At 56.6% G+C, this 26,775-nt stretch carries 26 protein-coding genes and 5 tRNA genes; 18 read left to right on the plus strand and 13 right to left on the minus strand.

The features are described from left to right. Nucleotides 1-12: 12 nt before the first annotated feature. The 8 genes from secE to DSM3645_RS30560 form a co-directional block, all read right to left on the minus strand. Nucleotides 13-468, minus strand: a complete 456-nt coding sequence (secE, locus tag DSM3645_RS25295) for a preprotein translocase subunit SecE (RefSeq protein ID WP_002655487.1) — start codon at nt 466-468, stop codon at nt 13-15. A 110-nt stretch (nt 469-578) separates the two neighbouring features. Further along, a tRNA-Trp gene (locus DSM3645_RS25300) sits at nt 579-651 on the minus strand. Between the two features lie 62 nt (nt 652-713). After that, the gene (gene tuf, locus DSM3645_RS25305; RefSeq protein ID WP_002655489.1) at nt 714-1,910 is read right to left on the minus strand and encodes an elongation factor Tu; all 1,197 of its coding nucleotides are present in this window, start codon (nt 1,908-1,910) and stop codon (nt 714-716) included. Between the two features lie 72 nt (nt 1,911-1,982). Further along, nucleotides 1,983-2,054, minus strand: a tRNA-Thr gene (locus tag DSM3645_RS25310). A gap of 84 nt (nt 2,055-2,138) precedes the next feature. Next, nucleotides 2,139-2,209 (minus strand) — tRNA-Gly (locus DSM3645_RS25315). A gap of 119 nt (nt 2,210-2,328) precedes the next feature. Further along, a tRNA-Tyr gene (locus DSM3645_RS25320) sits at nt 2,329-2,410 on the minus strand. A 106-nt stretch (nt 2,411-2,516) separates the two neighbouring features. Beyond that, nucleotides 2,517-2,589: transfer RNA gene (locus DSM3645_RS25325), tRNA-Thr, on the minus strand. A gap of 387 nt (nt 2,590-2,976) precedes the next feature. Next, on the minus strand, nt 2,977-3,144 hold the full coding sequence (locus DSM3645_RS30560; RefSeq protein ID WP_154657820.1) for a hypothetical protein: 168 nt from the start codon (nt 3,142-3,144) through the stop codon (nt 2,977-2,979). 81 nt (nt 3,145-3,225) lie between these two features. Here DSM3645_RS30560 and DSM3645_RS25330 point away from each other — a divergent pair, with 81 nt between their 5' ends. Together DSM3645_RS25330 and DSM3645_RS25335 are read left to right on the plus strand one after the other, a co-directional pair. Further along, nucleotides 3,226-4,239 carry a DUF1559 domain-containing protein gene (locus DSM3645_RS25330; protein WP_002655491.1) on the plus strand — a complete coding sequence of 338 codons (1,014 nt, stop codon included), beginning with the start codon at nt 3,226-3,228 and terminating at the stop codon, nt 4,237-4,239. Between the two features lie 52 nt (nt 4,240-4,291). Beyond that, nucleotides 4,292-4,735, plus strand: coding sequence for a carboxypeptidase-like regulatory domain-containing protein (locus DSM3645_RS25335; protein WP_002655492.1), 444 nt, complete (start codon nt 4,292-4,294; stop codon nt 4,733-4,735). Nucleotides 4,736-4,839: 104 nt separating this feature from the next. On the opposite strand, the gene DSM3645_RS25340 is transcribed toward DSM3645_RS25335, so the two are convergent. Beyond that, nucleotides 4,840-6,510, minus strand: coding sequence for a sigma-70 family RNA polymerase sigma factor (locus DSM3645_RS25340; protein ID WP_002655493.1), 1,671 nt, complete (start codon nt 6,508-6,510; stop codon nt 4,840-4,842). A 537-nt stretch (nt 6,511-7,047) separates the two neighbouring features. On the opposite strand from DSM3645_RS25340, the gene DSM3645_RS25345 reads away from it, so the two are divergent. Then, a complete protein-coding gene (locus DSM3645_RS25345) occupies nt 7,048-8,457 on the plus strand; it encodes a hypothetical protein (RefSeq protein WP_002655494.1) in 1,410 nt (469 codons plus the stop codon). A gap of 5 nt (nt 8,458-8,462) precedes the next feature. Here DSM3645_RS25345 and DSM3645_RS25350 read toward each other — a convergent pair whose 3' ends face one another. Then, on the minus strand, nt 8,463-9,029 hold the full coding sequence (locus DSM3645_RS25350) for a hypothetical protein (RefSeq protein ID WP_040353371.1): 567 nt from the start codon (nt 9,027-9,029) through the stop codon (nt 8,463-8,465). A 720-nt stretch (nt 9,030-9,749) separates the two neighbouring features. Between DSM3645_RS25350 and DSM3645_RS25355 the strand changes: the two genes are divergently transcribed. The 3 genes from DSM3645_RS25355 (at nt 9,750) to DSM3645_RS25365 (ending at nt 13,304) form a co-directional block, all read left to right on the plus strand. After that, entirely contained in the window at nt 9,750-10,925 is a 1,176-nt protein-coding gene (locus tag DSM3645_RS25355) for a hypothetical protein (RefSeq protein WP_040353011.1), read from the plus strand. Nucleotides 10,926-11,058: 133 nt separating this feature from the next. Continuing rightward, complete coding sequence (locus DSM3645_RS25360) at nt 11,059-12,078, plus strand: ROK family protein (protein ID WP_002655498.1); 1,020 nt, start codon at nt 11,059-11,061, stop codon at nt 12,076-12,078. A 101-nt stretch (nt 12,079-12,179) separates the two neighbouring features. Continuing rightward, nucleotides 12,180-13,304: a HEAT repeat domain-containing protein gene (locus DSM3645_RS25365; RefSeq protein ID WP_002655499.1), complete on the plus strand. Its 1,125-nt coding sequence runs from the start codon at nt 12,180-12,182 to the stop codon at nt 13,302-13,304. A 4-nt stretch (nt 13,305-13,308) separates the two neighbouring features. Here DSM3645_RS25365 and DSM3645_RS25370 read toward each other — a convergent pair whose 3' ends face one another. Continuing rightward, on the minus strand, nt 13,309-13,740 hold the full coding sequence (locus DSM3645_RS25370) for a hypothetical protein (protein ID WP_002655500.1): 432 nt from the start codon (nt 13,738-13,740) through the stop codon (nt 13,309-13,311). 201 nt (nt 13,741-13,941) lie between these two features. Here DSM3645_RS25370 and DSM3645_RS25375 point away from each other — a divergent pair, with 201 nt between their 5' ends. From DSM3645_RS25375 to scpB, 6 genes are all read left to right on the plus strand, one after another. Further along, nucleotides 13,942-14,421 (plus strand): hypothetical protein, encoded by a 480-nt coding sequence (locus DSM3645_RS25375; RefSeq protein WP_002655501.1) that lies wholly within the window; start codon nt 13,942-13,944, stop codon nt 14,419-14,421. Between the two features lie 28 nt (nt 14,422-14,449). Next, nucleotides 14,450-14,842: a hypothetical protein gene (locus DSM3645_RS25380; protein ID WP_237564934.1), complete on the plus strand. Its 393-nt coding sequence runs from the start codon at nt 14,450-14,452 to the stop codon at nt 14,840-14,842. A gap of 73 nt (nt 14,843-14,915) precedes the next feature. Next, complete coding sequence (locus tag DSM3645_RS25385) at nt 14,916-15,956, plus strand: site-2 protease family protein (RefSeq protein ID WP_131282829.1); 1,041 nt, start codon at nt 14,916-14,918, stop codon at nt 15,954-15,956. A gap of 28 nt (nt 15,957-15,984) precedes the next feature. Next, on the plus strand, nt 15,985-16,647 hold the full coding sequence (locus tag DSM3645_RS25390) for a hypothetical protein (protein ID WP_002655504.1): 663 nt from the start codon (nt 15,985-15,987) through the stop codon (nt 16,645-16,647). 38 nt (nt 16,648-16,685) lie between these two features. Then, nucleotides 16,686-17,537, plus strand: coding sequence for a sugar phosphate isomerase/epimerase family protein (locus tag DSM3645_RS25395; protein WP_002655505.1), 852 nt, complete (start codon nt 16,686-16,688; stop codon nt 17,535-17,537). Nucleotides 17,538-17,556: 19 nt separating this feature from the next. After that, entirely contained in the window at nt 17,557-18,309 is a 753-nt protein-coding gene (scpB, locus tag DSM3645_RS25400; protein ID WP_002655506.1) for an SMC-Scp complex subunit ScpB, read from the plus strand. A gap of 77 nt (nt 18,310-18,386) precedes the next feature. Here the strand turns inward: scpB and DSM3645_RS31890 are convergent, their stop codons facing one another. Both DSM3645_RS31890 and DSM3645_RS25410 read right to left on the minus strand, forming a co-directional pair. After that, nucleotides 18,387-18,605: a type II toxin-antitoxin system RelE/ParE family toxin gene (locus DSM3645_RS31890; RefSeq protein WP_002655507.1), complete on the minus strand. Its 219-nt coding sequence runs from the start codon at nt 18,603-18,605 to the stop codon at nt 18,387-18,389. Next, nucleotides 18,599-18,850, minus strand: a complete 252-nt coding sequence (locus DSM3645_RS25410) for a ribbon-helix-helix domain-containing protein (RefSeq protein WP_002655508.1) — start codon at nt 18,848-18,850, stop codon at nt 18,599-18,601. Before DSM3645_RS25410 ends, DSM3645_RS31890 begins: the two co-directional genes overlap by 7 nt. A gap of 217 nt (nt 18,851-19,067) precedes the next feature. Here DSM3645_RS25410 and DSM3645_RS25415 point away from each other — a divergent pair, with 217 nt between their 5' ends. From DSM3645_RS25415 to lnt, 6 genes are all read left to right on the plus strand, one after another. Then, nucleotides 19,068-21,173 (plus strand): tetratricopeptide repeat protein, encoded by a 2,106-nt coding sequence (locus DSM3645_RS25415; protein WP_002655509.1) that lies wholly within the window; start codon nt 19,068-19,070, stop codon nt 21,171-21,173. A 160-nt stretch (nt 21,174-21,333) separates the two neighbouring features. Further along, nucleotides 21,334-22,113: a hypothetical protein gene (locus tag DSM3645_RS29005; protein WP_002655510.1), complete on the plus strand. Its 780-nt coding sequence runs from the start codon at nt 21,334-21,336 to the stop codon at nt 22,111-22,113. Nucleotides 22,114-22,187: 74 nt separating this feature from the next. Next, on the plus strand, nt 22,188-22,799 hold the full coding sequence (locus DSM3645_RS25425; protein ID WP_002655511.1) for an anthranilate synthase component II: 612 nt from the start codon (nt 22,188-22,190) through the stop codon (nt 22,797-22,799). Beyond that, nucleotides 22,796-24,001, plus strand: coding sequence for a molybdopterin molybdotransferase MoeA (locus tag DSM3645_RS25430; protein ID WP_002655512.1), 1,206 nt, complete (start codon nt 22,796-22,798; stop codon nt 23,999-24,001). The genes DSM3645_RS25425 and DSM3645_RS25430 overlap by 4 nt, the downstream gene beginning before the upstream one ends. Nucleotides 24,002-24,124: 123 nt before the next feature. Next, nucleotides 24,125-24,562, plus strand: a complete 438-nt coding sequence (locus tag DSM3645_RS25435) for an ester cyclase (RefSeq protein ID WP_002655513.1) — start codon at nt 24,125-24,127, stop codon at nt 24,560-24,562. A gap of 85 nt (nt 24,563-24,647) precedes the next feature. After that, nucleotides 24,648-26,333: an apolipoprotein N-acyltransferase gene (gene lnt, locus DSM3645_RS25440; RefSeq protein WP_131282831.1), complete on the plus strand. Its 1,686-nt coding sequence runs from the start codon at nt 24,648-24,650 to the stop codon at nt 26,331-26,333. Nucleotides 26,334-26,775 lie beyond the last annotated feature (442 nt).

Raw genomic sequence — 26,775 nt, forward strand, 5'->3', positions numbered from 1 at the left:
CCAATCGCCACACTAATTGAATGCGTATCGCAGGATATCGATCCATCTTTTCAGCACAAACTGCCAAAATACGTCGTACGCAAACAGCACGGCCGCCAAAGCGAACACAAACAGGATCACGACGGCGCTGGCCCGAATCAACTCAGCCCGTGAGGGCCAAGACACTTTATTCATTTCCGCTTCGACCGCGATCAAAAAATCGGCGAACACCGGCCAATTGATCATGCGGTAAGCGACCCAAAACCCGACGATCAGTAACGCAGCCGGAACGCCGACCTGAATCCAACGATCCTGGCCTTGGTTCCGAAATACGTCGAATAACTGCCATGCTGCAACGCCGACCAACGCCCAAAGTGCGAGCATTGTCGCCTGCCGAGCGGTTCGACCTTGCGAACGCTTATAGCGTCCGGTCTGCGCCAACTCTTGGACGAAGTTTCCGGCTGTAGCGGCGGCTCTCTCTTTTGCCATCGCTGCGTGACTTTCTTCCTAAAACGTCGCTGGCCGAGCCATAGACGATGACTTAATTTACGGAACGACGAATCGATCAAAGGCGAAGGCCCCAAATCAACCGACGAAAGCAGGGGCGGAGGGAATCGAACTCTCAACCTCTGGTTTTGGAGACCAGCGCTCTGCCAATTGAGCTACGCCCCTAAATTACGGACGCCCGACCCATGTTTTCGGGCCGGGCGCCGCAAAATTTTTACTCAACGCCGTTAGGCGATAATCTTCGTCACAACGCCCGAACCCACGGTACGGCCGCCTTCGCGAATCGCGAAGCGAACGCCGTCATCCATCGCGATCGGCTTGTGCAATTCGACTTCAATGCGAACATTGTCGCCTGGCATGCACATTTCGGCGCCGATCAGGTTGGCGGTTCCGGTCACGTCAGTCGTGCGGAAGTAAAACTGCGGACGATAGCCGGAGAAGAACGGCGTGTGACGGCCCCCTTCTTCCTTCGACAAGCAGTAAATTTCCGCTTCAAACTTGGTGTGCGGGGTGATCGTACCCGGCTTGGCGAGCACCTGGCCGCGCGAAATATCTTCACGCTTGACGCCGCGGAGCAAGCAGCCGACGTTGTCGCCCGCATAACCCTCTTGCAGGATCTTGTTGAACATTTCGATACCGGTGACCGTGGTCTTGGTCGGGGCATCGTTCAAACCGATGATCAGCACTTCTTCGCCGACCTTCACCACGCCGCGCTCAATACGTCCGGTGGCGACCGTTCCACGACCTTCGATCGAGAACACGTCTTCGATCGCCATCAGGAACGGCTTGTCAGCTTCGCGAGTCGGCTCCGGAATGTAAGTATCCAGCGCTTCCATCAACTCAGTGATGCACTTGCTGGCTTCCGGATCGGCCGGATTGTTGTAGGCCGGCAGCGAGGCGCCGCGGATAACCGGGCAATCGTCGCCAGGAAATTCGTACTTGCTGAGCAGTTCACGAACTTCCAGCTCAACCAGGTCCAACAACTCTTCATCGTCGACCAGGTCGCACTTGTTCAGGAAGACGCAAACGTACGGCACGCCAACCTGACGAGCCAACAGAACGTGCTCCTTCGTCTGCGGCATCGGACCGTCAGCAGCCGACACAACCAAAATCGCTCCGTCCATCTGGGCGGCGCCGGTGATCATGTTCTTCACGAAGTCCGCGTGGCCCGGGCAGTCAATGTGGGCGTAGTGACGGTTCGGGGTTTCATATTCGACGTGCGCGACCGCAATGGTCACCGTCTTGGTCGCGTCGCGAACCGTACCGCCCTTGGCGATTTCGGAATACGCTTTGTTCTTCGCCAAACCCTTGGCCGCCTGAACGGCGAGGATAGCGCCGGTCGTGGTGGTTTTGCCATGGTCAATGTGGCCGATGGTGCCGACATTGACGTGCGGCTTAGTTCTTTGAAATACGTCCTTGGCCATGTTCTTTGTCTTTCGTAATCCCCACTGAATCAGTGCAAACTTGGAGCAAGCGGAAATAAACAACTAGCGAAGAGCTGCTGATGGGACTTGAACCCATGACCTCTTCATTACCAATGAAGTGCTCTACCACTGAGCTACAGCAGCGACATACGCGGAGTGCGCATGATCGCCACAGGTTTTCCAGAGAGAACTACGCGTCCTCTCTGAACTGCGGCTAAGCGCCGCCCAAGCGGGTGAAGGGAATCGAACCCTCGTCTTCAGCTTGGAAGGCTGTTGCTCTACCATTGAGCTACACCCGCACTCATCTCGCAACGATACCCGTCGCCATCTTACGGCAGTCGAGATCGTCGCCATTCTCACCTTTTACAACCACATCACGCCAGCGGGCATAAGCCGTTTGACGCTATTTTTTTGTAAGTGGGGGGTACAGGATTCGAACCTGTGAAGGCATTGCCAACAGATTTACAGTCTGTCCCCTTTGACCGCTCGGGAAACCCCCCGCACTTAACACCGTGTCCCACGCCCTTATCGCCGCATCTGACTGCTGCGATCGCCCGCCCGAAGGCTGGCGCGGATTCGCTTGAGTACGAAAAGCCGCATCGCGGAAGCTAGCGGAGGGAGTCGAACCCACAACCTGCTGATTACAAATCAGCTGCTCTGCCAATTGAGCTACGCCAGCCCGTTAGTCGGGCTATAATCGAAAACAGACTAATATACCGACTTGGGCAAACCCCGCAAGTCGCCTTCGCCCGCTGCTCGCCAAAAAATCATCCGAAAGTTTCTGCTGTCGAGCTCGTGCTTTCCTGGCTTACCAAATAGGTAAATTCTAAGGCTGTTTTGGCCCCTCTTTCTACTAGACGGAGCCACTCCGGGAGAGGTTCATCCCGGCTGCCCGATTCGCCATTGTAGATCAGAAATGGGATTTCAATCTCGAAGAGCGAAGCCGGTATCCGCCGCAAAATCGGCCTGGACAGCAAAACAAGGGGAGGGTGTCGCCCCAAACAGGGCGTCATTGCCGCGCAGGTTCTTAGCAGGCCTGTTCAATGTTCAGGCATATCACGCGAAATCATTGATTTCTGCTGATATTTTCATCTTCGATTTTATAAAAAGCAAAAAATCCTCTCGTCGCAAACTGATTGCCTTCCAGTGCTTTCAGCGGCTCGTCGAGAAGTGGGCATTTTAGGGCCATCGCTTCGGCACTTGCTTTGCTGACATTGCCAGCCTGTCTTCTCATCTTTTACCTGGAAGAAGTCCGCTGTGTGCAATTTCCGCAAACAGCCTTATCCATCCTTTCCTTATCTTGGATGAATTCCTAATGAACTCCCGGCACACTCGAAAATTCGGATTTACGCTTGTCGAATTGTTGGTCGTCATCGCTATCATCGGAGTTTTGATCGCATTGCTCCTGCCGGCCGTGCAGCAAGCTCGAGAAGCGGCGCGGCGCATGCAGTGCTCCAACAACATGAAGCAGTTGGGACTGGCGCTGCACAATTTTGAAAGCACCTACAAAGAACTGCCGATCGGCAACGACACCAACCACAACTGGAAAGTTCGTATTCTGCCTTTCGTGGAACAATCGGTGCTTTATGACCAACTCGATACCAGTGGGACCTATAACGCGTTCGATGGCCGCTACTTCGTCAACAATCAAGTGCTTTACACCGCGAGCGTCTCCGGACTCGTCTGCCCCTCCAGTCCACTTCCAGAGCGTAACCCGGCGATGACCTACTCCGGGACGTCGCCCAATTGGTCGCAGGTGCATGACTATGTCGGCATCTCCGGAGCCTACCCTGATCCGCTAGGACGCTCGAGCGTCTGCACGGCGGTAAATGCCGTTCAATCGGGCACCTACTGCAACAACGGCACCTTTATTAACTTCAAAGGGCGCAGGCTAGCCAATCTGATCGACGGCACCTCCAACACCTTTGTCGTGGCCGAGCAGTCTGGGCAGGTCGACGGTATCGAGAATAGCGCCAATGGTCTCGGCGGCTGGGGTGGGCTGCGAATCAATACCGTTACCAGCAGCGACGGCCGGAATACGTGGGACAAAGATACGCAAATCAGCAACATCACCTACAGCAGCGGCTACACCCAAGGAACTGCCACGTTTCGGTATCCGATCAATAGCGCCTGGCTCTCTGGAGCACCCTCTGGCGCCAACTGGTGGTTCGACGTCAATACGATCCTTAACTCGTACCATCCTGGAGGAATCGAAGTTCTGGGCGGGGATGGCTCGGTCCACTTTGTTGCAGAAGTAGCCGACATGGAAATGCTTCGCCGAGCGTTCACTGCGGATGATGGCCTCGTTATTGAAGCCAACTTCAACTAGACGCGTTCGAGGCAAGCTGAAACGCTTTGTTGTCATTGCACCAGGAAATTCCATGTCGTACCGGCCACAACGTCAATTATTGAACTCGCTGACGATCTGGTTGAGCTGTTGCGCGCTCGTGGGCTGCAGCCATCAACCGCGCTCCAATATCGAGCGCACCGACATTTCGGCGACCGTAACCAACGGAGGAAGTCCGCTTACCGGCGCTCTGATCGACCTCTCCAATCCCGAAAACGGCGAAGCGTACGGCGGAACGCTCGACGGGGAAGGGCGTGTAAGCCTTCTAGGAGTCGCTATCGGAAACTATACGATTACCGTACAGCCCCCCGCGGGCGACCCGCTCCCCGAGGCGCCAAGCCGAGTCCCGGTGGATGTTTTGCAGATCCCGCGGCAATTTCGCGCTCCGCATCAGACGCCGCTGCATGCTACCGTCTCCGACGAAAATTCGACTTTCACCTTCGACCTGCAAGACTTCGAAATATCGAAGAAACAATAAGCGTGTCAGTGCCCATAAAGCGGCCTAGAAACAAAAAAAGAACCAGAAGCCCGAAAGCCTCTGGTTCTTGCATGATGGAAATGTCATTCGCAAAGGGGCGAATGCTAGTTCACTTCAGGAATATCGAGTTTCGCTTCTTGGGCGGCGACTCGCAGCTTGTTGAGCGCTCGGGCCTCGATCTGGCGAATCCGCTCTTTCGTGACACCCAACTCGGCGCCAACTTCTTTCAACGTTTGCGGTTCGTGATCGTGATCCAAGCCGTATCGACGGATGATGATCTTCTGCTCACGTTCGTCGAGCCGATTCAAAATCCGCTGAATCTGACGTTCGCGCTGCTGTTGCATCGCTTCCTGCTCGTACTGATCGCTGCGATTATCGACTCGACCTTGGAACAACTCGTCCAAGCTCGTACGGAATCGATCGCGATGTTTGAACTCGACCGGAATTGTCCGAGCGAAGTTCTTCATGATCGCCCAACTGCAGTACGTGCTGAACTTGTTGCCGCGTGAGTAGTCGAACTTTTCGACGGCTCGAATGAGCGACATGTTGCCGTCGCTGACCAGTTCAAAGAACTCGTCGGCGGCGCCCAAATGACGCTTGGCGATCGAGACGACCAAACGCAGGTTCGATTGCACGATCTGGTTCTTCACCTCGACCGCGGCTTCGTACAAGCGTTCAATCTCGTCCATCACGCTCGCTTTGGCCTTGCTGGTTTCGACGCTCTCACGCAACTTCGCCGCGTGATGCTTTAGGTAGTTGAACTTACGGAACAGGTGATATTCCTGCTCGCGAGTCAACAGCGGAGCTTCGTACAGCGACGCGAGGTACGACGGCAAACCGGCTGGCGGTCGCGTGCGACGCGTCGCCGTTTCGGCCACCGGCAGCGGGCCGAGGATCTCTTCTTCCATGCTCGGATCGTCGAACACTTCGTTGTAAATGCAGTCGAGCGGCAACTCTTCAATATGGCTGGCCCGAACTTCATTCACGACGCGATAAACGCTGTTCTTCGTCCGATGATATCGCTCGGCCAAACGATCGACGGTCGCCCCGTCGCGATACGCTTGGAAGATTCCTTCCTTGGCGTCGTCGCTGAGCGGGCCGGTCGATCGCGGGAAAACGGCCGTGTCGGCATTCTTTTCGTCGTAGTTCTTCAGCGTGTAGCGAATCGTTTCGACGCTGCGGTTCATCCGCGTTGCGATTCGACGAGCAACTTCCGAGGGTCCGCCGCCGGCTCGCGCCAAACGTCGAGCACGTTCGATGATCTCGTCTTTTTCGACGTCGGTCAGCTGGCTGAATTGACGGCCACGCTCGATCCGATCGGCATTGGTACGAACGAAACGCTCAACGCTGCTCTTTAAAAAGCCGACGCGTTTGCGACCTTCAAACAAAAACCGGCGGCTCACGAGCCCCTGTTGTCGCCAACGAGAGATCGTTTTGGTGGAAACGTTGAACTTGCGGCTTAGCTCTTCGACCGTCAGAACTTCTTCCCCCGCCAACTCCACCGGAATATCGGCCGAATCGGAGAGATCTTCGACGAACAGCCGGAGATCGTGCGCCGTCTCTTTTCCTTCAACGGTTCCTTTCGGATTGTCATCCGGACGGAAGTCGGTGATGCGGAAATAGAGATATTCATAGGGATAGGTCTTTTTCGGGTCGATTTCGCCGAGTAGGCGTTCGGCCCGATTGGCCTGATCCATCTTTTTATCGCGCGGCGCGAACCGAACTTGTTGGTCGCGAAAACGCCGCATGCTTTCAGATTTGTAGTTCGTATTCACGGTGTCCCTCACTAGGTGAGCTGTGCCAACGGCGATTATCCCTGCGAATAACTCGCACGCGTCGGACTTTTGGGGTGCAGCGTCCTTCCCGGACGCACGTCACTCAAGCACTGGGACTGAAAACCTGCAAAGCAGGGGCCTCTTTCTGTCGAAATGCTTGCCGCTGCCGAAAAGAATTGAAATTCACTCTCTTTTTATTAGTGAACCCAAAGACTATTCGTCAGCGAATTGTTCATTGGTTTATACGCAGATAGGTGCGAAAAGGTTGCTGAAATGTTCGCATTTTTTTTCAAGTTCGCGATTGGGATATGGGAATCCCGAGATGAGAGGTGATGAGGTAGGAACCGTTAAACGATCGCCTGACTTAACTTTACGTCAAATTTTGGCTTCGTGTTCGTTCGTTATCTCACAACTCCATTTCGGTCAACCGCAGGAACAACCCCAACATCCCTCCCAATCGGCTGGACTTGGACGCCCGATTTTGACGATGCTTCCGAAGAAGCCGTTTTTCTCGCGCGACCACTGGGATCTCGTTACATGAACTTCGATGCACGATTGGCGTTATTCGTTTCGCTTTCCTTTTTCGTTCCGGCATTTTCTGCAGCCGCCGAACCAAGCGTCGAGCTGAAGGTAAATCCCGATGCCCAAAACCGTGTGGTCAAAGTAGTTATGGAGGTCGAAGGGACCGTTCGCGTAAATCCCGATGGGACCAAAATTCGCGAATTTCCCATGGCCCTGACCGGCACCCTTCAATATGACGAGCGAATCCTCGGGACAGACTCCCCTGTTGCGGCTATCCGCAAGTACGACGAAGCCTGGGCCGACATGAAGCTGAACGGCCAGGATGAGCGGACGACGCTCCCTGCCTCTAAGACGTTGGTCATCGCCGAGCTCGACGGGGGACGCCAAAATCTGTTTCTGGCCGAAGGGCACTTCAATCGCGCCGAATGCGATTTGATCAACGTTCAGTGCAGCAGTTTGCTAGCGGGGCATTTTCTGCCGAAAGAAAAAGTCAAAGTGGGGGATGAGTGGACTTTCGAAAACGATCGCCTGGCCGAACTCTTCCTGCTCGACGCCGTTTCGCAAAACGATATCAAGGCCAAGCTGATTCAGATCACAAAGACCCAAGCCAAGATCGACATCAGCGGCGCGATCGCCGGCGCCGCAGGCGGAGTTGCGACCGATCTAACGATTAAAGCCAAAGTCAATTTCAATCTCGAAAACGACACGATCGAATGGGTCGCCGCCGCGATTGACGAAAATCGCGCCATCGCCCACAACGCTCCCGGCTTCAAGGTCAAAGCAGTCATTCGAATGTTGTCGCAACCGGTCCAAGAGACCGTCGATTCGCTTAGTGACGCCAAACTGGCGAAACTCGACCTGACCCCCAACGCCGGCAAAATGCTGTTGGACTACGAGGCGAAAGAAGCTGGGTTCGGTCTGCTGCTCGAGCGTGACTGGACCATGATGAGCGAAACCGCCAAGCAGTCGGTCTTCCGTCTGGTAAAGCAGGGAGATCTGATCGCCCAATGCAACGTGACGCGGATCAGCGATTTGAAGGCCGGCGAGCAGATGACGCTCGAAGCGTTTCAGCAAGAAGTGCAGAAGTCGTTGGGCAAAAATTTCGCCCAGTTCGCCGACGCCTCGGAAGGGCTGAGCTCAAACGGTCTGCGACGCCTGCGCGTGACGGCCAACGGCGTCGCCGAGAGCATGCCGATCGAATGGATCTATTACCTGTTTTCGGACGACTCGGGTCGCCGCTATTCGATCGTCTTCACGCTTGAAACAACACTGGCCGAGAAGTTCGCCGAGGCGGATCGCAATTTCGCCTCCGGTTTCGAGATGCTCTCGCTTCCCGAACCAAAAGCGACCGCGACAACCGAAGCTGGTGCACAGCCGATGGTTCGCGCGGCAACAGCGCCGGAAGCGAGCATCCTGAAGAAGTAACCGCGCTAGGCGGAACTCTTGGGCAGCTTGCGGGGGAACGGCGAAGGCTGATAGGGAGGGAGCGGTTGCCCCGTCTCCTCTTCCCAGCCGTGGCGCTCTTCTTCGCTCGCGTAGTAGCGAAGCCAGACGTCCGGGTCGTCGTCCGGCGGAGCACAATTGAACGACAGCGAGTGGGACGGCAAGTCGACCATCTTCTCGTATGACGTCAAAATGTCCCGTTTCAAAATGCAGTAAAGCTGCCGATCGCTGAGATGATCGGTGAAGTCGAGATAGATCCGCTTGCTAGCTAGAGTCTGGATCGAATTCCAGAGAAGCTCGTGGATTTGTTCATCCGAAAGCGAATCGGGCGACGGAAGCTGCAGAGGAGGAGAGAACCACTCCCCTAACGGTAATATCGGAGCACGTTCCCAAGCCAGAATTGCGGTCAGAAATTCGTTCTCGACATGCAACGGAACGCGTCCGTTATCAAGGCACGCGATCGACTCGTCGAAATACGGCTCTAACTCATCGCGCAACTGCGCGTTGAGGAGCAGTTGGTCGACTTCGTCAGGGTGCGGGCGGCGAATTCTCACAGTGGGCAGGCCTTCATCAAAACAGCCAGGCGAAACTTCATCAATGCTCTTCGAGATGCACGTTCTCCATGACTTTAACAACAACCGATTTTGCTTCAAGATTTCGAGCATGGTTACCGGGGCAGATTTCTAGCAGTTCTGCAAACGGGACGTGTGCGATCGTTACAATCCCGATAGCTTTCCCGTTACAACCGTTTTAACCAGGCGAAATTCGGCGTCTGTTCAAAAGATTTTTGCAAGAATAACTGGACTTGCCGGAGCTAGCGGTCGACGCCTGGGCTTGCAGCGATTGCGACGCCTACTTTTTTGACCCTCTTTTTCGCCTTCAAGTTGAAAACTAGGCGGCAAGCATCTCAAGAGAGCGGCGTACGTCGGCAACGAGATCCTATCGCCGCCAAACTCTGGCGTTACAACAGCCGCTGCTATTGTCGACAACTTATCCCGAGACCGGCGACATTTTCGGAGCTGTCAAAGCTCGCCCGTAGAGGGGGAGAGCGTGAGCGTCGCCGCTAAGCATCTGTCGAGGGAAGATTCCTGCCGACTAGAGACGAAGCGAGCTGCTCACTGCGGGTCGACGCCCTGGATGGCGATCGATTCGAGCGACGTGTGGAGCACAATTCGTGATGCAAACTACAGATCCTGGGTTGGCGATCGCTAGCCCGGCGTCTTACGATAGGAGGTAGAGAGAGAACCGATCTCGCCCCCAAGGCAGCCAGCGTTGTGCCGTACGTTCAGCCCACCCACCTAATTCGTCAGTTACATCTCGCCCCAAACCAACTGGTGATGGCGGTCGCCGGCGGCGGCAGCGAGGCGATCAGCCGCCTGCTGCAAGTTCCCGGCGCTTCGCTCACCTTGTTGGAGGCGACCGTACCCTATTCCAGCATCGCACTGACCGATCTGCTGAAACGAACTCCCGAACAGTATTGCAGCGAAGCGACAGCTCGCGCCATGGCGGTCAGCGCCTTCTTGCGAGCCCGCAAGTTGTGGCAGAAAGCGGTCGAGTCCGGGCTGGCCAGCGGCGAACAACCCCCGTTGATGGGCGTCGGTTGTACGGCGAGTCTGAAATCGCATCGCGCGAAAAAAGGTCCGCATCGCGTCCACTTAGCGATTCAGACTCCGGAAGCGACCACCGTCGCTAATCTGGTGCTCACCAAAGAAGCTCGCACGCGTGACGAAGAAGAAAAACTGACCGCGGAATTGATCTTGGATCGACTTGCCGCAGCGGCCGGTCTAACCGAGACGCTACGTCTAAGCTTGCTCCCCGGCGAACAGATTGACGAAACGGTCTATCGTGCTCAACCCAGTTGGCGCGAACTGCTGCAAGGCGATATTCGGGCATGCGTAGGCGCCGGCGAGACAGTATCTCCGAGTGAGAATTCCGGCGTGGTGATGTCCGGCGCTTTCAATCCGCTGCACGAAGGTCACCTCGAAATGGCGGCGGTCGCCGAACAGATTTTGGGGCGTCCGGTCGAATATGAGATCTCGATCGAAAACGTAGAAAAGCCGCCGCTCGACTTTGGCGAAATGGCGGAGCGCGTCGACCAATTTGAACCCCCGCAGCGCTGCTGGTTGACGCGAGCGCCGACCTTTGTGGAGAAGTCGAGAATCTTTCCGGAAACGACTTTTGTGGTCGGCGCGGACACGATCGTGCGGATCGCGGACCTGCGTTACTACAACGACTCAGAAAAAAAACGGGATGCCGCTATTCGAGAATTTAACGAGCAAAACTGCCGCTTTCTGGTCTTTCCACGACAGGTCAAAGGGGAGTTCACGACGCTGGAAGAGATCGAACTTCCCACGGCGTTGCGCAGACTGAGCGATGGTGTCAGTCCAGCGATGTTTCGAGCGGATATCTCGTCTACCGAGATCCGGCGGCGAATCAGCGAGTTGGGCTAAGCACTTTTTGCGAATCTCTTTTTGTCGATTGTGACCGGCCGTCTGCTTGCCTATAGTAATTTTGTCCTCCTGGACGACCACTTCGGTCTCAAACGACAAATTCGCAATAGCTCATCTGGACGATTTCCTCCCCGTGACGACTCCTCCCTTCTTCTTCGGCGTGGACGTTGGTGGAACCAACATCAAGATCGGCCTCGTAGACGACGAAGGCCGCACGTTGGCCTATCACAAAATCGCGACAGAAGAATCGCAGGGTCCCGCGAGCGCCATCCGTCGCGTCGCGGCCGAATTGCATACGATGCTGGCCGATATTGGGCACACGATTTCTGACGTCGCAACGATCGGATTGGCGATGCCGGGAATGATCGACATCGTCAACGGCCGGACGATGGAACCGCACAATTTGCCTCATTGGTTTCACTTTCCGATTCGGCAAGCTTTGGAAGAAGAGACGGGCGCGACGGTCATTCTGGCCAACGACGCCAACGCAGCCGCGTTCGGCGAGTATTGGCTCGGTTCGGGACGCGAATTCCGCAGCATGGTCTTGCTGACGCTCGGCACCGGCGTCGGCGGCGGCATCATCGTCAACGACACGTTGGTTGAAGGGGATCATAGCTTTGGTTCGGAGTGCGGCCACATTATCATCGACTTCAATGATGACGCACGGCAGATCCCTACCGGCCAGCGCGGCCATTTGGAAGCCTACGCCAGCGGCACGGCGATCGTAAAGCGAACGCAGGAAGCATTAGAGGCGGGCGAAAAGAGCTCGCTAATGGCGCGAATGAACAAAGGCGAAAAACTGACTCCGCTGATGGTCGCCGAAGAGGCGGAACGCGGCGACGAACTCTCGCTGTTTATCGTGATGGAAACGGCTCGCTATCTTGGCGTCGGCGTCGTGTCGCTGATGCATACGATCGATCCTGGCGCCGTCGTGCTGGGCGGAGCGGTCAATTTTGGCGGCGCCGACTCGCCGCTGGGCACGATGTTTATCGAACGCGTTCGTGAAGAAGTCAAACGTCGCGCCTTCCCGGTTCCGGCCAAAAAGACGGCGATCCGCTTCACCTCGCTCGGTACCGACGCGGGTTATCTCGGCGCGTGTGGTCTGGCGCGACAAGCCTATCTGCGCGATCAACAAGCGCCCGTGACTTCGTAGCGGACGCTCGCTTTGGCGGCGATGATTGTGATTGACTCGGCGTGCGCCTACACTAAGCGAATCTCTCTCGATTCGTTTCTCTTTTTCGTATGCGCCCCACGATGAGCGATTTCGCCAACTCGAACGAAGACGTCGACGCCAAAAAACTGGGGCCGCCGGAAACGCCGCAATCCTTTTCGCCAGACGACGCGTTGCCTGAAGTAAAGCCGCCGACATCGAAGTTCTTGATGCAGCTATTTATCGCGCCGCTGCTGATCGTTCTAGGTGCGGTCTCGTTCGTATTGATCCCGCAATTTCTCGCCGGCTGGCACGGCGATCCTCGCACTTATGTCGAAGAACTGCAGCGCCCCAGCGACACCGCTTGGCAATCGGCCTGGAACCTGGCCGAGGCGCTGCATGATCGTCGCAACGAAGAGCTGAAAAACGACCCGGCGTTCGCCGCCCAGTTGTCGCATCTGCTGGACGAACAGCTGACCGACTCAGGCAAACTCGGCGAGAAAGACATTTGGCTGCGCAGTTTCCTCTGCCGCGCGATCGGCACGTTAAAGACGCCGGAAGGTTTACCTACGCTTTTACAAGCCGCCAATCAGGACGCTACGCCCGAAGATCAACAAGTTCGCCTGGCAGCCGTCGAAGCTTTAGCCGAAGCGATCGACAACCTGGGCGCCGCTGGGCTGCGAGACGATCCTCAGATCTGGGAGACGCTACAGGCGGCGTCGACCGCGCGCAGCGATTCTGCTCTCCCATTTCCGCAGCGCTATGAAGATCAGCTCCGCAGTCGAGCCTGTTTCGCATTGGGCGTCTTAGGAGGCGATCGCGCTAACGATCGCTTGGCGGAACTAACCAGCGACTCCTTCTCTGACGTTCGCTACAACGCGGCGACCGGGCTAGCGCGGCAAGGAGATCTGCGAGCGACGCCGATGCTGCTCGAGATGCTCGATCCGAACGTCCTGCCCGAGAAAGAGTTGGTCGCGCCCGCCGATATTCTGGACACGATCAGCCCTGACGATCTGCAAATTCGACAGCGCGTTCAACAAGCGTCGACAATGAACAACGCAATCCGGGCCATCGTGATTCTGGCGCATGAGAATCCCCAATTGGATCGCGCCCCGGTGATCAAGCAGCTCGAGGCGCTGCTGAAATCAGAGATCCCGCTGCAACTGCGTGACGTTGCGAGCGAAGCGAAACTGGTGCTGGAGGAGCCTACCGACTCTCTGATGCAGTAGCGCACTACTCTTCCAAAAATCGGAAGTGGTGGAAACCAACAGCGTCGATCTTGGGCTCCGCGATCGCATCGCCGACTCCCGTCGCAATCGCGCCGCGAACCGACTCCAGTTCCGGCTCATTCAATTGCGTCCGGGTAAACTCGCGAATCTTGAGAATGATCCCGTTTCGCACGCGTCGCTGTTTCAGGGCGAACTCGGCCTCAAATTGTTCGAGCTGGTACTTCGGCATGATGACGTAGGCGTGAAAGTCCAGCATGATCGTGCTGTTGGTCTTATCTTGCGGAATCGTAATATCGAACGTTCCCAAGTCGAACTCGGCCGGATCAGTCGGTTTCGGCAGGTTCTCGACATCACGAAACTGCATCGGCACTTCGCCGCATCCCAGTGCGACCAACAGCCAACAGAGTGCGGCGATCATGCTTCCGCTTCGATTCATCGCTTTGCCCAAACCTCTAAAAAACCGCAATGCCTTACTAATGTAGAACGCCGTTTGCGCCAGGGCTGACGTCGCAATCGAAACAATCGCTACAACCGCTCAGTTGCGGTAAAAACAATTTCCCATCACGAAATTGCGATCCATATTTCGGTGTCGACTTTCAAAGCTTCTCTTCTCTCTCATCTCTGGCTAAAGAACGACATGCTGACCTTATCGCTGCACAAATTGTTATGGCTGATCGGATGTCTGGCCGCTTTGGCGTCAGCATTCGGCTGCGGATCAAGTAAGCCTGCGCCAACTTCCTTCGAACCATGGATCGAAGAGAAGGTGAGCTGGGAAGAAATCGAGTTAGGCGAGTTTTCGATCACCGTCTTGGCGGCCGATGATCCGACGCGAATGCCTGACCTGGACGAATATCAAAACAGCGTCGCGATTCACTTCAACACGCATTGCCTGGTCGATCCCAACGACAAAGCCAAAGTGGTCGAGATTTTAGAATCCAGAAAAGGCCGGCTTTCGGATGAAGTGATTCGGACCTGCCGCAACGCTAACTTGATTGATCTCGCGGACCCAGAATTGCGGCTCGTCCGAGCTCAACTGCGTGACTTCTCGGATCAGTTAGTTGGGCCAAGTTTGATTAAGAGGTTCGTTTTTACCAATGTTACGCTTGAACGCTATTAGACATCTCCTATTGTTCAGCTGCGCGTCATTGGCGCTGCTTGCCGGCTGCGCGAAAGAACCGCCGGTAGAAGCGGCTCAGTCGGCCGATCTGCCTGAGGTCCCTCCGGTGGAGATGGAGATCGGCGATTTCAAGTTTCGGATGTCTGATCCGACCGCCGGCACGACCACCAAGTTTAACTTTACGCTGTATGGCCTGGTTCCCGGTGACCAGGTAACCGATGCCCAAGCGGCGATGGACGAGCGTGAGCAGCGGCTGCGTGACCGCGTGTTGCGAACGGCCCGTGAAGCGAGTCCCGTCGAACTGGAAGATCCCGATTTGACCATGTTTCGCAAACGGATGCTGCTGGAGGTCAATCGCGAGCTCGGCGAAATGTACTTCCAAGAGCTATTTCTCGACCGTTATTGGGTGAAGACGCGCTAGTTGGGACCTGCTCTCGGCAGTTTCGTGCTGTCGCTCACTCGCCGTCGACGACGAGTTTGCTAAGATGACAGGGATGACTGACAGCTCCCCCCCTGAACCGACTCAGCGCGAGACGCTCGACTCGTATGACTCTGTGCCGCCGACGCCGGCAGTTTCGCGCGCTGAAGGTGCGCCTGCGGCCGCCCCGTCGCGTCCTGTTCGCCAGCGTCGCGTCTTGCTGCCGATCTTGCTGTTTGTCGCAACGTGTCTCTCTACTTTCTTCGTCGGTTGGACCCGTTGGCAGCCGACGATGTTGCTGGGAGGAATGGTCGACGCCGAATACGATCCGCTCCTCTCCGATCCGCTGGTCGAAGGGATCCGACTTGTCCTGCGACACGTGAGCGTAAGCGACGGATTGATCTACATGGCCTGTCTGCTGGCGATCTTGTTCGCCCATGAGATGGGACATTTTCTGATGACGGTCCGCTATCGAATTCACGCTAGCTATCCGTACTTCATTCCGATCCCCATTTCGCCGATCGGCACGATGGGCGCCGTGATCGGCATGGACGGTTTGAAAGCGAATCGCCGGCAGTTATTTGACATCGGACTGGCCGGTCCGCTGGCGGGCTTGGTGATCGCGATCCCGGTGCTCTACGTCGGCATCCTGCAAATGGATTTAACCAAAACGGCGCCTTCGCCTTATTCGCTCGATGTTCCGCTGGGACTGGCTTGGGCGATGGCCTGGTTTCAGGTCCCCGGCTACTCGCTTGGCGATCCAGTCGCCCAGGCGCAGTTGAATCCCTACTTCATGGCAGGCTGGGTCGGGCTGCTGGTCACCGGTTTGAACATGCTGCCGATCAGTCAACTGGATGGAGGCCATGTCGCCTACACGCTGTTTGGCAAATGGTCCTACTTTCTGGCCTGGGGCGTCATCATCGCCGCAGTGACCGCGATGGCGTTGGGCGCTGGTTGGACCTGGATCTTGATGTTGATCCTGGTGTTAGTGATTGGTCCCTCGCATCCGCCGACCGCCGATGACAGCGTCAAAATCGGGGCCGTCCGTTGGATTGTCGGCTTTACGTCGCTGGTGATCCCGATTCTTTGCTTTCCGCCGCAGGCGATCATCACGTAGCGCCGAGCGTTCGGACGGTAAGTTGCGCATGAATTATTTCGCACACGGCAGGCTCTTTCTCGATCGACCTTACTTTCTGGCCGGCACGGCTGTCCCCGACTGGTTGAACGTCGTCGATCGCAAGATGCGCGCCCGATCGAAAGGGGCGCTGCCCCACTGCGACGCCGATGACCCTTGTATGGCGGAAGTCGCCCGCGGCGTCGTTCAGCATCATCATGACGACGATTGGTTCCATCGCACCAAAGCGTTTGGCGAACTCTCGTGGGGATTCACCGTCTTGATTCGCGATCAGGTGGGCGCCGACGACGGACTTCGTCCCAGTTTTTTGGGGCATATTGTGGTCGAACTGCTCTTGGACGCCGAACTCGCACTGCGAAATCCCGGCTTGTTGCCGGCTTACTACGACGCACTTGCGCAAATCGAACCGACGAAAGTGGAGACCGCCGTCAACCAGATCGCGACCCGCAGCAGCGACCGCTTGGCCTGGTTCATCGAACGATTCCTGGAAGTCCGTTTCCTGGAAGACTATGCCGAGGATGAAAAGCTGACTCTCCGCTTGAATCAGGTGCTTCAGCGCGTCAAACTACCGGCACTACCGAGCGGCTTCGCTCCGCTGCTGCCGACAATGCGATCAGCCGTCGCCGAGCATTTTGACGATTTACTTTGCCCCGAAGCTGACTCTTCCCATTAGATCCGCCCCTTTGCCTTGATAAGTTTTGGAGAACACCCATGAAGTTCGGCATGAACCTGCTGTTATGGTCCGGCGATCCCGATGAGAGCCTCTTGCCGGTGATCGAAAACTTGAAAGAAATGGGCTTCGACGGCGTGGAAATTCCGCTCTTCAATCTCGACGTCGACAAGTGGGGCAAGTACGGCGAAAAGATCAAAGACCTGGGTCTCGCCTGCACCGCGGTAACTGTCCGCAACGAAGAGGATAACCCGATCAGCGCTGACGCCAAAGTGCGAGCCGAAGGAGTTCGTCTGAACAAACAAACGCTCGATTGCTGCCAGGCGCTGGGCGCCGAGACGTTGGTGGGCCCTTATCATTCGGCGATTGGTCTATTCAGCGGCAATGGTCCGACCGCCGACGAGTGGAGTTGGGGCGTCGATTCGATGCGTCAAGTCGCCGAGCATGCCGGCCAGGTGAACGTGATGCTGGGCGTCGAAGCGCTCAACCGCTTTGAGTGCTATCTGCTCAACACGCATGCCGATTCGGCGCGCTTCGCTCGCGAAGTGAACCACCCTAACTGCCAGGTGATGTACGACACGTTCCACTCGAACATCGAAGAGAAGTGTATCGCCCAAGCGATTCGCGATTGCAGCGACGTGCTGACCCATGTCCATATCTCAGAAAATGATCGCAGCACCCCCGGCACAGGGCACATCCACTGGGATACGAACTTTGACGCTTTGAAAGAAGTCGGCTACGACGGCTGGATGGTGGTCGAAGCGTTTGGTCTCGCCTTGCCGGAAATCGCCGCAGCGACCAAGATCTGGCGCAAGATGTACTCGACCGAGCTCGATCTGGCTCGTGACAGCCTGGCCTTTATGAAGAGCGAAGTCGCGAAGCGTTGGAACTAAACGCCGCAAGAGGTCGCCGATGAGCAACCAGTCGCAATCTGATGACGAGCAGTTCAGCGATGACCTGGACGAAGGGCTATCGCTAGAAAAGCTGAGCGCCGCCTTCGCAGCTGCGATGGGGGGAGACGAACCGTACGCCGACAGCGAGGAAGAAGAAACCTCGCAGCCGGCGGCCGAGGAAGAGTCGTCGGAAGACGCGGTCGCTCGGGTTTTGGCGACCGAAGATGAACCGGACGACTGCGAACTCTCTCCCCGAACCATCCTCGAGTCGATGCTATTTGTCGGGAGTCCCGATAACGCTCCTCTATCCGCCGAGCGGGGATCTGCACGGATGCGGGGAGTCGCGGTCGATGAGATCGCCGACCTGGTCGAAGAGCTTAATCAGGCTTACCGAGATGAAGGCTGTCCTTACGAGATCGTCGCCTCCGGGGGCGGTTTCCGCATGAAGCTACGCGACGAGTTCACTCGCTTGCGCGAAAAGTTCTATGGCAAAGTTCGCGAAGCGAAACTCTCGCAGCCAGCGGTCGACGTGCTGGCGCTGGTCGCCTACAACCAAAATGTCACCCGCGAAAAAGTCGACAAGATGCGGGGCAAACCAAGCGGCCCGCTACTGAATCAACTCGTGCGGCGCGAACTGCTGAAGCTGGAAAGAACCGGCAAGGGGAAAGAAAAGCAGAAGACCTATGCGACGACCGAGCGTTTTCTCGAAATGTTTCAGCTCAGCACGCTCGACGATCTGCCGCAGCCGCAAGGCTTGGATCTAGAAGATTAGTCCAGTGAGAGCGTCGCGTCTTGATCGCGGGCTCCATGCAGAACGCGCAAAATAAACAAGGTGTTTTGCGAGGAATGTTAGTAGATTGCGTAACGCTTCATCAAGAAACAGCGACACTCGCCGATCTCGCCTATTTTCCGCCTTTCTCCCAGCTCTGAATTTCTCGCCAATCGCTCAAAGCGCTGCTGAAATCCAATCATGAGCCGATCAGCTGCTGCGAGACTTTCTTCCGCAAGATAGAGCCAAATGTGACTCAAATCGCTGCGAGCAGACGACGTTACGCGAATTTCTAACATCCGCTATTGGCGCGTTTTGAATCCAGCAGTTCGCGCCCCATTCGCTTGATATCTTCGACATCAAATGTGTGATGGTCTCCTTGCTCTAGTTCCTGAAAGGCGACAACCAATCGCTCAAACTCTACTTGTCGATCACGAAGTAAACCAAGTGCCGCTTCAACGACCTTGTCGGTCGACTCATAGGCGCCGCTGGCGACCTGCGCTTCGGCGAATTTCTGCTGCGCTGGCGTTAGCTGATAAGACAATGATCACTCCTCAGGTCAAAATCCGCTGTTTCCGCAATTCTAACTTCCGCGGCAGTGCGAACTAAGCTTTCGCCGTAAATGCTAGCACCGTGTTGAATTGATCTTGGCGAATGCGGGGGACTAGGTATACTCCGCGCCGCCTTATTTCTCGCCCGGCGGTTTTGTGCGCCAGCCGTCGCGGGCGAATTGACCAAGTTGCATTAGAGGACAGTTCGACATGTCCACGGCGAAAACCCGCCTTGTCGGCTTTGTTTGTTTCGCAATCGTTTTGACCTTTTTCTCGTTGCCGCTACGCAGCGAAGAGGCTGCGTCCGATGCTGCGCCGGCAAATACAAAGCAAGATGATATTGCGCCGACTCCGACGCCCAGTTCGTTTAACTCGCCAAGTCGTTTGCCGCAGTCGCCGACGAGCGGCGAATCCGTGCTGCGTATCAAGACGCCGCTGTCGAAATATCCTGACACCAAGAAAAACCGATCGCAAAACGATGGACCGCTGAAGATCTCGCGGATTCTCGACGGCAATGAAGTAAAGCCAAAAGCGAAGCCGCCCGAGCCGGCGCCGCCTATCGAGTCGAAACCGGTCACACCGATCCAACCGGCGCCGGCGATGCCGAAACCAGAACCGGTAGCGTCCGCCAAGCCAAGCGGCGGCCTCCAATGGCTCGTCGCCGGCAAGGCGCAACGGAGCCAAGTGGTTGCGTTATGGGGCGAGCCAGCAAGTCAATCGATTGTTGATGGACGCAAGCTGCTCGTTTTTAATGCGGCAGGTTTTGAACGCGCCGAGGCGACCTTTCAAGACGATACGCTAGAGACGCTTTTTTTGGTTTTGCAGGAACCAACCTCAGCCGATCAGGTTCGCCAACAATTGAAAATCGTCGAAAGCGAAGGGGCGAAAGTCCACGACGAGTTTGGCGTGCTGTTGGGCTTGGTCTATCCTGAGCGAGGCGCATTGTTCAGCTATGCTCCGCAAGAGCGACAGTTTTTGGTCGAAAGCGTCGTCATCCAACGACCAACGGCCGAGGCTTTCCTGATTCGCGCCAAGGGCTATCAGGCCGATCGAATCGAAGCGAAGCTGGCCGACCTGAACGCCGCAGTCAAACTAGAATCGTTTAACGCCTCCGCTTGGCACGAGATCGCGATTCTTCAACGTCGCTTGGGACATATGCCGGACGCACTTTCGGCCGCCCAAACTGCCGCCTCCGGCGTTGGCGCCAAGCCCGAATATCGTCTGACGCGAGCCCTGATTCAGGCCGAAATGGGCCAATATGACGATGCGTTGAATGTGACCAAAGCAATCGCCGAGAATATGGCGATGCCCAAAGAAGTTCGTGCTCGAGCCTATTGCCAATGGGGTGATTTGGTCGCACGCGGACCAAGTGAAGACGTACGCTCAGCGCTGGCTCACCATCAGTTGTCAATCAAATTGGCGGCGGAAGAAATTCGCAATCCGCTCGACGAAGTACGTCGCGCGGCCAAATTGATTCTGGTCGACGCTCACCTGGCGGTCGCGTCAGATCTGGCCGCAGGTCAGTGGCAAAATCGTGAATTAACCGTTCCTAAATGGGTCGATAGCACCGATGCCTTCGTCGCGAACCTGGTGGAGAAAGAAGGCTTTTCGCGTGAATTGGAACTTGCTCGCTTGCAGAAAGCGATCGCCGCGTTCAACTATTTTGAATCCGATTATGACACGACCGAATCGGTCGATGCGATCTTGAGCGTCGGACGTCAACTGTTGTCGCAGACCAGCGATCCCTCGTATCAGACAGTGATCGAGTGGGAAATGAGCCAAGCGTTGATTCAAGCGGTGACGATCGAGCAAAACCGGGGTGAGTTTGACGACGCAATGCGGATCGCACGCGAGACTGCGGCGCTGCTCGAACATGCGACCCAGACGCGGCAACTGTCGATTTCGGACCGGATGACGCTCGGCAATTTCTACTTTCGCGTCGGCGCCGCTCAGGTCGTCAGCAAAGGGGACCATGACGAGGCGATCCGCTGGTATGCAGACGCCGAAAAGCAATTTAAGCATTCCGACATCAAGAACGTCGCCTGCGGGCAGCGCGGCGAAGCGCTAGCCAGCATGGCGGTTTCATACTGGGAATCAGGTCGCCATCAGCAGGGTTTGGATTTAACCGAGCAAGGAGCGAATCTCCTTAAACAGGGAGTCGATGCGGGTGAAAACCAGATCGATTCGCTGATCGCTCCTTACGCGAATTTGGTGACGATGTACGAAAGCCAAGGAAACGCCGCCAAACAAGCGGAGTATGCCGGGAAACTGGCGAAGCTCCCCAAACCGGCCGCCGAAGCGGTCCCGCGACGATAGCGCCAGATTGGACGCTGAGGTGCGGCGCCGAAAAACTACTTCCTGCCGATCGGGTGATGCCGTATCATGGACGAGCAGTTCGCCGCAGCGGACTGGTAGATTGCCCCCGTCATCGTCGTTCCACACCATCTCTCCATGGAATGAAGGCCCCGCTTCCGCCATGGTCTTTGATCACATCGAAAAACTAAAACGCGAATACACCGACAAGTACGTCGTTGTCGATCATGATCGTCCTGAGCTCAAACGCTTTGCCGAAATGACCGGCGTCGTTCGGACGGTCAACATGAGCGGGCGAGCGCTGGTCGAATTCGACGGCATCAACAACATCGGCTGGTACGATATTAATGTCGACTTTCTGAAGGTCGTCGATAAACCGACTCCCAAGCCGGTTGCAGAGAAAAAGCCTGTCGCTAAAAAGCCGCCCGCGTCAGGCTCAGCCGCCAAACCGACGAGTGCGGCCGATATTCTGGCTGCCGCACGAGCCAAAAAAGGGGCCGCTACCGCCCAACCGGAAGCGAAAAAACCTGCCCCCGGCGCCAATACGGCCGACATCTTAGCAGCCGCACGCGCCAAAAAAGCGGCGCCCAATACGGCCGACATTTTGGCCGCCGCACGCGGAAAGAAGCAAGAAAGCAGCGAACCTGCCGCGGCGAAATCATCTCCTGCACCGGTGAGCACCGCCGATATCCTGGCCGCCGCGCGAGCCAAGAAAGCAGACGCTCCCGCCCAACCGGAAGCGAAGAAACCTGCTCCCGGCGCCAACACGGCCGATATTTTGGCCGCCGCACGAGCCAAAAAAGCGGTTTCGCCAGAAACCAAGCAGCCGGAGCCTGCGGCGGAGAAGAATGAACCTTCGACTCCAGCAGAAAAGCCGTCGGCCGGCCCTTTGCCGACAGCGACGGCCGATATCCTTGCTTTCTGCCGCGAGCGCGACGCATAGTCGATTACGGCCAATTGGCGTAAAATGGCGGGCCGCTCTCCGTAGATTTTTCCGCCTCAACGACCGACGCGCCCATGATCTTGCTGATCGATAATTACGACTCGTTCACGTACAACCTGGTCCAGCGACTAGGGGAAATTGACCCCGGTCTGGATCTGCGCGTCGTCCGCAACGACAAAATCACCCTCGACGAAATCGAGCAGTTGGCGCCTAGCCATTTGATCGTTTCGCCCGGCCCCTGTACGCCCAACGAAGCGGGGATCTCGGTCGAGTCGATCCAGCGCTTCGCCGGCAAACTGCCGATCTTGGGTGTCTGTCTGGGGCATCAATCGATGGGACAAGCCTTTGGCGGCGTCATCGTCCGGGCCGAACGTCTGATGCACGGCAAGACCGACGAAATCCATCATGACGACAAAGGCCTGTTCGCCGGCATGCCTAATCCTTTTATCGCGACGCGGTATCACAGTCTGGTGATTCGTCCTGATACGCTGCCGGAAGGATTTGAGGTCTCGGCTTGGAGTTTCCTCCCCAACGGCGAACGAGAGATCATGGGCATTCGCCATCGCGACTGGCCCATGGAAGGGCTGCAATTTCATCCAGAGAGCTTTTTGAGCGAAACCGGTACCGATATGCTCACGCGGTTTCTGCAGATGACCTCTCCGCAAGCGGCCTCAGGGATAAAATGATCTCGATCACCGAAGCGCTGGACCTGATTGATCAACACGCCGCCAAGTCGCCGGCCCAGCAGGTCGCCGCACTCGAAGCAGTTGGCTGCTTGCTGGCTGAAGATGTCGCCAGCGACATCGACTCTCCTCCGTACGATAAAGCGATGATGGACGGGTATGCCGTCGTGGCCGCTGATCTGGCAAGCGACTCCGCCGAACTGGACGTTATCGAAGTGATCACCGCCGGCAACGTGCCGACCAAGAAAGTCGCTGCTTCCCAAGCGGCGCAGATCATGACCGGAGCGCCGATTCCTGCCGGCGCCGACGCTGTTGTGATGATTGAGCAAACGCAAATGATCGGCGAAGCTCGTGTACGGATCGAAGCGCCCAACATCACGGCGGGCAAAAACATCATGCCGAAGGCAAGTTCGCTTGCTCGCGGAGCAACCGTTCTCTCGGCCGGCAAGCGTTTGCGTCCGCTGGAGGTGGGCATCTTGGCCGAAGTGGGACGCGATCATGTTTCGGTCGTTCCTCAGCCGCGCGTCGCTATTCTTTCGACTGGGGACGAGTTGGTGGAAGTTGGAGAAATGCCTGGTCCGGGACGCATTCGGAACAGCAACGGGCCGATGCTGGCCGCGCAAATCGCCGCCGCTGAAGGCACGCCCATAAACTTGGGAATTGCACGAGACGTGCGGCAGGAACTGACCGAGAAGATTGCTCGCGGCTTGGAAGCCGACATTCTGGTTCTCTCAGGCGGCGTATCGGCCGGCCTGTTAGACCTGGTTCCGTCAGTCCTGGCCGAGCATCAGGTCGTCCAGATCTTCCACAAGGTGCAACTCAAGCCGGGCAAACCGATCTGGTTCGGCAAGCGAGTAGTCTCAGGCAAGACCACGCTGGTCTTTGGCTTGCCGGGCAATCCGGTCAGTAGCATGGTCTGTTTTGAACTTTTTGTCCGCCGTGCCATCGGCCTTTTAGCAGGTCGAACAGAAAACGAACTTCGCAGCGCTGAGGTAGAACTTGCCGAGCCCTTCTTCCATCGGGGCGATCGTCCGACGTTGTTCCCGGCGCGCTGGGTCAACGCCGCGCAGCGAACCGCTGCGCCGCTTGCGTGGAAAGGCTCGGCTGATCTCGCAGCGATGGCCGCCGCCGACTTGCTTCTCCAATTTCCAGCAGGGGATGCCGAATACCTGGCCGGGGATCGGATCGCTGGATTAGTTTTGTAGCAGATACCCCTGAAGGCAGGTGCCGCCAGACTAATGTGGTGGTACGATTGGCAATGTTCGACAATAGCAGGCCATTTTCGGACAACACATGCAGCAAACGGAACTTCAGCGGGGCAAGACCAGATGGACGATCTTAAGGCGCTAGCAGGTCAATGGTTTGAAGAAGTTTGGAACCAGCGCTGCGATAACGCTATTTTTGAATTGACAGCAGAGAATGCCGTCGCGCACCTAGAATCGGGCGTCGACATCAATAGCGCTGACATTTTTAAATCGTTCCGCGATAATCTTCTCGCCGCATTGCCAGACATGAAACTCAAGGTCGAGGATGTCATGGCCGAAGGCGATTCTGCAGTCGTTCGCTGGAGTTTTATCGGGAATCATCACGGCGATGGGTTTGGCTTCAAACCAACCGGCCGAGAGATCCAAGCTCGCGGGCTGACCTGGTTTCGCTTCGCTGATGGAAAGGTCATCGAGGCCTGGGATAGTTGGAATCAAAGCTCCATGTTTCAGCAAATGATCGGTGATAACCCGGCGTCGAGCGTCGCTTTTCGCGCTACTTAATGAGAATCCGACATAGCGAGTAGGCGGCCCAGGCCCTATCTTATCTCACTCCTGCTGCTTGCTTCCTTCCGACGATGGCCGCCCTGTGAACGATTCTGTCTCTTTGAGCGACAAGCCAACTATGCCGCTGATGTCGCTGCGCTGTGTCGCCGGCTGGAGCTTGTTTAGCGCGATCACGCTGTATCTCTCTTTTCCCCCAGCGGGACTTTGGCCGCTCGCTTGGATCGCGCCGCTAGGCTGGCTAGCGATCGTACGCGCCGAACGCCTAACGCGACGCGCATATGCGGTGATTTATCTCTCTGGCGCCCTCTTTTGGCTCGCGCTGCTGTATGGAGTCGGCAATTCGCATTGGGCGACACGCCTGTTTGGCTGGCCGACGCTTTGTTGTTATCTGGCGGTCTATACGCCGTTGTTTGTGGCGACGTGTCGGACAGCGGTCCAGCGCGGCAAGATCCCGCTCACCATTGCTGCGCCGGTCTGCTGGGTCGGTTGGGAGTTTGTTCGCGCCCACTTTGCGACCGGTTTTGCTGTCGGATTGATCGGTCATAGTCAGGCGGCGCAATTGCCGCTGATTCAGATTTCCAACTTAGTGGGAGCATACGGCGTTAGCTTGGTTGTCGTGCTGTTGGCGGCTGCGATCGTTGACGCGGGTCTGATCGACCGCTGGATACGCCCCCAACCGGCGGCTCCAACTCTTTCCCTTCGACTCGCAACGATCACCACGGCGATCGTTTTGCTGCTGGCGACGCTGGTTTATGGCTGGCGACAACTTGCGTCTCCAGAAGCCGGCGCCAGCGAGACGCTGACAGCGGCGCTTGTGCAAGGTTCAATCGATACGTCGTTTGACGATCCAACTCAGCCGCGGCGCACCTTCGAGCAATACGTTCAACTCACCGATGCAGCGACGCGCAACCGCGATGATCTCGATCTGATTCTCTGGCCCGAGACGACAATGGGGAACCACGCGCTGATCGAAGTCGATGGAGAGCTCTCGGCTCCCCCGGGCGCGACGATTACTGACGAACGATATCGGGAACTGTTGCTGCGTTACCGGGATGAATACTTGCTGCTCGTTGACGAATTGGCCAATCGACGTTGGAAAACGCCGTTGTTGCTGGGAACCTCGACGCTTCGCTATAGCAAGCAACGCACGCAAATCTTTAACTCGGCCTTCTACGTGCCGCTAGATCAGGCCCCCCAGCTGCGCTATGACAAGACGCATCCGGTGATGTTTGGCGAATATGTCCCGTTGGGAAGCGTCTTCCCTTGGATTTATGAAATGACGCCGATCGGCGTTGGCTTAACGCCGGGCGCTGGACCGGTGGCGATCGATGTTGGAGAGCGTGTTCGCTTGATTCCCTGCATCTGTTTTGAGAACACCGTGCCGCACTTGGTTCGTCGACATGCGGCGGCGGCCGCCGATCCGACCAAGACCGAGATTTTGGTGACGCTGACCAACGACGGCTGGTTTTGGGGCTCGAGCGTATTGGACCTGCATCTGCTCTGCGCCCAGTTTCGCTCAGCCGAACTGCGAAAACCGATGCTCATCGCCGCAAATACCGGATTTTCGGCTTCGATTGATCGTAACGGTCGTCCGCTGGCAATCGGGCCGCGTCAACAAACGAAAGTACTGATCGTCGAAATCCCCCTCGACACGGCTCCGCCGACCATCTATCAGCGTTTTGGCGATCTGTTTGCCGGAACTTGCGGTGCGCTGACGTTATTGCTGCTCGGGTTTGGCTGGATCCTCCGTTGGCGGCGGAAGGACTAGAAACAGTCCCTTTGGGGGAGTCCTGGTGCGATAATCGGCTGTGGGAGGCCGGCAGATCCGGCATGATCCAGCGACATGCCGCAGTTGACCAGGCGAACGCCGGGAATGTACGACCGCAAGGTGAGTTGTAATCTATAGTTATCACGAAATCGGACCGTTTTTTCCCCGGATGGGGGCGAAATCCGGTTTTCAGCGGTGATCGCGGCAAAGATCGGCGCCGATTTTGTTGACACTTGAGAACGGCCACAATTATACTGAGCTTGCAACTTGCGTAATCTCCCCAACTTCCGCATAGCTTATCCTCGTTCGGCGTACGTCTTTGCGGCGGTTGCCGTTGACCGTCGGTCAAGCTTTTCGGTCGTTGTTCCCTTCCACTTTTCGTAGCGCCTGCGGCGCGTCCCGAAGCATCCTTTTTCGGGTTTGGCGTGAGCCACAAAGGAGT

Source organism: Blastopirellula marina DSM 3645 (assembly GCF_000153105.1).
Taxonomy (GTDB): domain Bacteria; phylum Planctomycetota; class Planctomycetia; order Pirellulales; family Pirellulaceae; genus Blastopirellula; species Blastopirellula marina.